This is a genomic window from Candidatus Streptomyces philanthi, assembly GCF_059553635.1.
Window position 1 is genome coordinate 1 of the sequence record NZ_JCANQV010000305.1, and the last position, 6484, is coordinate 6484.

Here is a 6484-nt window from a genome sequence, read left to right on the forward strand (position 1 = left end):
CTCGTCGGCCTCCGCCAGCGCCTCGGCGACCGCGCGGCGCGCCCGCGCAACGTCCAGGTCGTACGGCGTCACCCGGGCCCGCGGTGTGCCCGCGCCCGTGACGGCCGTCATCGGGACGGGGGCCGGGACCAGGCCGCGGCGGATGTCGGCCAGCAGCGCTCCGGTACGGGCGCCCGCCCGGTCGATCTTGTTGACGAAGAGCAGCGTGGGCAGGCGCAGCCGCCGCAGGATGCGCGTCAGGACGCGGGTGCCGGCCTGGACGCCCTCGACCGCGGACAGGACGAGGACGGCCCCGTCGAGCACCTCCAGGGCGCGCTCGACCTCGGCGACGAAGTCGGCGTGCCCGGGGGTGTCGATGAGGTTGACCTGGACATCGCCCACGGTGAACGCGGCCACGGCGGAGCGGATGGTGATACCGCGCCGCCGTTCCAGCTCTCCGGTGTCGGTCCGGGTGTCGCCCGCGTCGACACTGCCGAGGCGGTCGAGGACGCCGGTGTCGAAGAGGAGCCGTTCGGTGAGGCTGGTCTTGCCGGCGTCGACGTGGGCGAGGATGCCGATGTTCAGGGTGCGGCGGATGCCGCCGGGGGCGGTGCGGTCAGCACAGGACAGGGTGACGGAGGTGTTCCGGGTGTGCATGGCGGGGCGATTCCTCAAGAACGTGGGTGCGGAGGGGCAGCTGGGTCGTTCCGAGGAATCCGCGCATGCTGTGGCTCCTGTGGTGCGGAGGTGCGTAGGGACAGGGGCATCGTGCCAGCCGCACATCGGCGCGCAACCGAATTTCCGCGCCGGGGGAAGCCTTCCTGGCCGGAACGCCCCTGGGGGAACGGTGGTGCCGGTTTGCCGGGCCGGTGGGGGAGGGGCCCGTATTGCGCACGAAGGGTGCGGTGCCCGTTACCTCACCTTTGAGTGAACCGCCAGTGACCTACCGGCCAACTGCTCGGGGCGCCCTTCCGCGTCTCTCCCCGGAGCGGGCCGGTGCGGGGGCCGCGAGGACCCCTCCCGTATGCGCTTTCCCCGCGCCGCCGGGGAGCGCCCCGCGGGGCTCCGGGCTCCCGTACGCCCCCGTCCGCGCGCCCCGGCGCCGGGCGTCGTCCGTACGCCGGGCCTCCCGCGGTCCCGCCACTATGAATCCGCTCACTTCAACCGTGCTTTCCGGGCACAACGGGCACGATACGCAAGGGGAGTTGGCGGACGACTCGAACCATCCGGCTGCACCGCCCCCCGCGCCGCAGTAGTCTGCCTTGATCGTTGGCACGAGGGTCGGGAAGGCGGTGGCAGGTGAGCGGCGGGCTGGAGTTGCCCCCTGGTGACGGGAGTCACGAGGGCCAGGAAGGCGGCTCCGTCGACGCGCCGCCCGGCACCGTGTCCGTGGCACGGCCGCTGGAGATCGGCGCGGAACTCGACTGGGGAGCGGACGCCTGGACCGAGGTGCGCACCCGCGCACGACGGGCCGGACGCGCCTACATCTGGCTGAATCTCGTCGAGCAGCGCCTGCGCGCCGTGGTCTCGGCCGTCCTGCGCCCCGTCTACGAACCGGTGCACGGCGACGAGTGGGTCATCGCGGCGGCCGGTCCCGCCGGGCAGGAATGGGTGCAGCGCGCCGTGGCCGTACGCGAGGTCAGCCGCCGCAAGGGCTATCTCCTCGACCCCGCCGACGACAACATCGTCAGCTTCCTCACCCTCCCCCAGCTGCGCGAGCTGATGGTGCAGCACTGGCCCTGCTTCGAGCCCTATGTCGACGACCGGCGGGAGGTCGAGCTGGTCCTGGACGAGCTGGAGGTCGCCCGCAACATCGTCTCCCGCAACCGCGCCCTGTCGCGGACCGTCCTCGACCAGGCCGAACGCGCCTCCGCCCGCCTCCTGGACCTCCTCGGCTCCGGGGCCGGCACCCGCAGCTCCGGGCGGCTGCCCGTCGACGCGGTCGAGGACCTGGTCGGCGACCGGTACGCCGACGTCGTCGGGGTGCACGCCGACCGCGTACGGCTGCAACGCCAGCTGCCCGCCGAGGACCTCTTCGGCGGCGCCCGCCGCCTCGATGCCGTGGGGATAGGTCTCAACCTTCTCGTCCAGAACTACTCCGGCCGCCGCCTGGTCCGCCTCGCCGAGTCCGGCTGCCGCATCCGCCTCCTCTTCCTCAACCCCGCCAGCAGCGCCGTCCGCCGCCGCGAGCGCGAAATCGGGCTGAAGAAGGGCGAGATGAGCCGCTCCATCGAGATGAACATCCTGCACATGCGGCGGGTCCGGGCCCGGCTGCGGGACCCCGGCGCCTTCGAGATCCAGGTCTTCGACGAGACCCCGCGCTTCACCGCCTACCTCGTCGACGGCGACGGCCCGGACGGACTGGCCGTCGTCCAGAACTACCTCCGCCGCAGCCGCGGCATGGAGGCCCCCGTCCTCGTCCTGCGCGGCGGCGGCCGCGACATCGTCCGCCCCGGCGCGGGCCGGGACGGCGACGGCGGCCTCTTCGAGGTCTACCGCGAGGAGTTCGAGAACGAGTGGGCCGACTCCCGGCCCGTGTCGTAGCCGCCGCGGCACGACCGGCGGGGACCGGTTGTCAGTGGCCCGTGCGAGAGTGAGGGGGCAACGGGGGACGCACACCGAGGAGGCCACCCATGAGCTGGCATCAGGAGCCGCTGGTCAGTTTCGACCTGGAGACCACCGGCACGGACGTCGAGCACGACCGCATCGTCACGGCCGCGCTGCTCCGCCTGGAGGGCGACGGCCGGACGACCGCCACCCGCACCTGGCTGCTCGATCCCGGGGTGCCGATCCCCGACGAGGCGGCCGCCATACACGGCCTGTCGACCGCCTACGTCCAGGAGCACGGCCGCCCTCCGGCGGCGGCCACCGAGGAGATCACCGAGGCCCTGGCCGACGCCCTGCGCGCCCGCATACCCCTGGTGGTGATGAACGCGCGCTACGACCTCTCCCTGCTCGACCGCGAATGCCGCCGCCACGGCGTGCCCACGCTCACCGAGCGCCTGGGACACGTCCCCGCCCCGGTCATCGACCCCCTGGTCCTGGACAAGCACGTCGACCGCTACCGCAGGGGCAAGCGGGCGCTCCAGGCACTGTGCGGGCACTACGGCGTACGGCTCGACGGCGCGCACGACGCGGGCGCCGACGCGGCAGCGGCCGCCGCCGTCGCCCGGCGGATCGGTGAACGCTACCCGGCCGTCGCCCTGCCGTCCCCGCGCGACCTGCACGACCTCCAGGAACGGGCCGCCGCGGAACAGGCCGCCTCGTTCCAGGCGTATCTGCGGCGCACCGGCGACCCGCGGGCAACGGTCGAGTCGGCCTGGCCGCTGATTCCCTACCAGCGGGGGGCGCGGTGAGCCGGTGAGAAGAGGGGACGGAGCCCCTGGCGGCCGCACCACCGCGCGTGCTGGCGCCGCCCGGTACGGGACCGCGGGGTCAGAAGGGGTACCACCGCACCGTCGCGTCCTTCTCGCGCAGTGAGGCGATACGGCGGCGGAACTCCTTGAGCGCGGCCGGGTTCCCGGGCGCGTGCTGGGACACCCAGGCGCAGCTCGCCGTCTCCCGGGAGCCCCGCAGCACCGCGCAGCCCTCCCAGTCCCGTACGTCCCAGCCGTAGACCGCCACGAACGTGTCGTACGCCTCGGCCGCGAGCCCGTAACGGTCCCGGCTCAGCGCCATCACCACCAGATCGTGCTCACGCAGGTCCGACGAGAAGGTCTCCAGGTCGACGAGGACGGGCCCGTCGGGGCCGACATGGACGTTGCGCGGCAGCGCGTCGCCGTGGATCGGGCCGCGGGGCAGATGCGGCTCCAGGGCGGTGGCGGCGGACGCGAAGGCGTCCCGCCTGCCCCGCAGATACTCCGCGTCCTGCGGGGACACCGCGTCGCCCGCCAGCCGCAGCCAGCGCTCCACCCCGCCGAGGAGTTCCCGCCGCGGCAGCGGGAACGGCGGCTCCGGCAGTGCGTGCACCTGCCGCAGCAGGGTCGCGAGATCGTCCGGCCCCGCGGGCCGTACGGCCTCCGGGAGCCGCTGCCACAACGTCACCGGGTGCCCCTCCACCATCAAGGCGCCGGGCTCCGCGGCCCGTACGGCCGGCACACCGGCGTCCGCCAGCCAGCGGGCCACCCGCAGCTCGTGCTCGGCGCGCTCCAGCAGTTCGGCGCTGCGCCCCACCCGGACGACGGGACCGCTGTCGCCGAGGGCGAAGACCGCGTTCTCGCCGAGTGCGAGCAGCCGGGCGCCGGCCGCCGCGTCCGGCCGGCCGGACGCCGCCAGCACGTCACGGGCGCGCGCCTCGGTGAAGGCGGGGCTGGGTGGGGTCATGGTGCTGCCTCCTGCGGTGCGGGAACCCGCCCAGTGTCGCAGGTCCGGAAAATCCGCAGGTGAGGGGAGTTGCGGAGAAGGAGCGGCCGGGCCGCGGGAATGCGGGGAGGGCGGGGCCGTGGTGGCCTCGCCGCACCCCCGCGCATCACTCACCTGGCATGCCATCAGGCGAATACGGCAATTGCCCGTCACACATCGCACCCTCATGTTGCCGCGACGTAAAAAGAGTTGTGCGGAGTCATTTCCATGTGGGCCTGTTCTATGTCCAGTTACGCCCTCATTTGTATTTATGCAGTGTTGTTGTTTATCTCACAGACCCCGGCTGGCCTTGAATTGAACTCGTCAATCCGACAAGGTTTCGGGACGGCCCGGCACGGCTTCGCCCGTTCCGCCGGGCTGTTGAGAAACGCTTCCCCCCACACCACCGACGAGGAGAACCCTCGATGGCTCACAAGCGTTCCAGCAAGAAGCGGCTCATCACGGCGATAACCGCCGCGGTGGCCGCGACTGGTATCGCCGCAGTCACCGCCGTCACCGCTGGTGCCACTCCTGCCGAAGGCAAGATCTACGGCGCTCAGGCCAAGGGCGCCGTGAACGGCAGCTACATCGTCATGATGAAGAAGTCCGTCGGCACCGCCTCGGTCAGCGCCTCCGCACACCAGGACCTCGCCTCGAAGTACGGCGGCAAGGTCCGGCGCAACTACACCTCGGCCCTCAACGGCTTTTCCGCGACCGGCCTGAGCGCGGAGGAGGCCCGCCGCCTCGCCGCCGACCCGGCCGTCGACAAGGTCGTCCAGAACAAGAAGTTCCACATCGACGCCACCCAGGACAACCCGCCGTCGTGGGGCCTGGACCGCATCGACCAGACGGACACCGAGGGCGACAACAAGTACACCTACCCGGACAGCGCGGGTGAGGGCGTCACCGCCTACGTCATCGACACCGGCGTCCGCATCTCGCACAAGGACTTCGAAGGCCGCGCCTCGCACGGCTTCGACGCGGTCGACGGTGACAACGATGCCGACGACGGCAACGGCCACGGCACCCACGTCGCCGGCACCATCGCCGGTGCCGCGCACGGTGTCGCCAAGAAGGCCAAGATCGTCGCCGTCCGCGTGCTGGACGACAACGGCTCCGGCACCACCGAGCAGGTCGTCGCGGGCATCGACTGGGTCACCAAGAACCACAAGGGCCCCTCGGTCGCCAACATGTCGCTCGGCGGCGGCGCGGACGAGGCCCTGGACGCGGCCGTCAAGAAGGCCATCGCCTCCGGCGTGACCTTCGGCGTCGCGGCGGGCAACGAGTCCACCGACGCGGGCAACGGCTCCCCCTCGCGCGTCAAGGAGGCCATCACCGTCGCCTCCAGCACCAAGGACGACGAGCAGTCCGACTTCTCCAACTACGGTGACGTCGTCGACCTGTACGCCCCCGGCTCCGACATCACCTCGGACTGGAACGACAGCGACAGCGGCACCAAGACCATCTCGGGCACCTCCATGGCCACCCCGCACGTCGTGGGCGCCGCCGCGGTCTACCTGAGCGGTCACAAGGACGCCACCCCCGACGAGGTCGCCAAGGCCCTGACGGACGGCGCCACCCCGGACAAGATCTCCAACGCCAGCCCGAACACGCCCAACAAGCTGCTGAAGGTCGTCGAGTAACCACTCCACCTCCTCAGCACCACGCGCCGGCCGTCGCGCCCGCCCCCACGGGGCGCGGCGGCCGGCGCAGCCGTGTGCGCCCACAGGGGCTCCGGCGAGAACGCCCGTGGTGAAGGTGCCCGAATCGCCCCGCACCCGGCGCCGCCCCGCGACCGGCCGCCCACCGCGCCACGCTCGTCCGGGACTTCGCGCCTGCCGCGGCCGGGCGCCGGAGGGGCCGCCACGCGCCCGCCCCGACGGACCGGGGGACTCGACACGGCGATCGACGACCTGCGGAAACGCCTCGGGGCGCAAGGGACGTACTCCCCGTGCCACCGCCGTACCCGTCAGGCGGCCAGTGCCGGGCGTCCCGCCGACCGTACGATCCACCCCTCCGGCAGCGCCTCGGCGTACCGCCGCAGCAGCAGGCGGGCCAGTTCGGGGGCGGGGCCGAGGACGGGGGCGAGGAGGTCCGCGCCGGCCTCGCGGGCTCCGGCGGCGATACGGTCGGGCAGCAGGCCGGGGGCGATGACGTAGGGCGC

The 6484-nt window shown here is 72.7% G+C and carries 5 protein-coding genes and 1 pseudogene; 3 read left to right on the forward strand and 3 right to left on the reverse strand.

The genetic code is table 11. From position 1 onward, the window contains the following. Positions 1-636, reverse strand: a 636-nt coding sequence (locus tag AC51EU_RS25325; protein ID WP_496269387.1) for a GTP-binding protein, incomplete at its 3' end; no start/stop codon positions are given. A 642-nt stretch (positions 637-1278) separates the two neighbouring features. On the opposite strand from AC51EU_RS25325, the gene AC51EU_RS25330 reads away from it, so the two are divergent. Then, positions 1279-2523, forward strand: coding sequence for a DUF5919 domain-containing protein (locus tag AC51EU_RS25330; protein ID WP_496269388.1), 1245 nt, complete (start codon positions 1279-1281; stop codon positions 2521-2523). 89 nt (positions 2524-2612) lie between these two features. Beyond that, positions 2613-3335 (forward strand): exonuclease domain-containing protein, encoded by a 723-nt coding sequence (locus AC51EU_RS25335; protein ID WP_496269389.1) that lies wholly within the window; start codon positions 2613-2615, stop codon positions 3333-3335. Between the two features lie 79 nt (positions 3336-3414). Here AC51EU_RS25335 and AC51EU_RS25340 read toward each other — a convergent pair whose 3' ends face one another. Next, positions 3415-4302 carry an aminoglycoside phosphotransferase family protein gene (locus AC51EU_RS25340; protein WP_496269390.1) on the reverse strand — a complete coding sequence of 296 codons (888 nt, stop codon included), beginning with the start codon at positions 4300-4302 and terminating at the stop codon, positions 3415-3417. Between the two features lie 443 nt (positions 4303-4745). On the opposite strand from AC51EU_RS25340, the gene AC51EU_RS25345 reads away from it, so the two are divergent. Beyond that, entirely contained in the window at positions 4746-5963 is a 1218-nt protein-coding gene (locus tag AC51EU_RS25345; RefSeq protein ID WP_496269391.1) for a S8 family peptidase, read from the forward strand. Positions 5964-6289: 326 nt separating this feature from the next. Here the strand turns inward: AC51EU_RS25345 and AC51EU_RS25350 are convergent. Next, positions 6290-6484, reverse strand: a pseudogene (locus AC51EU_RS25350) (sirohydrochlorin chelatase); the annotation flags it as partial.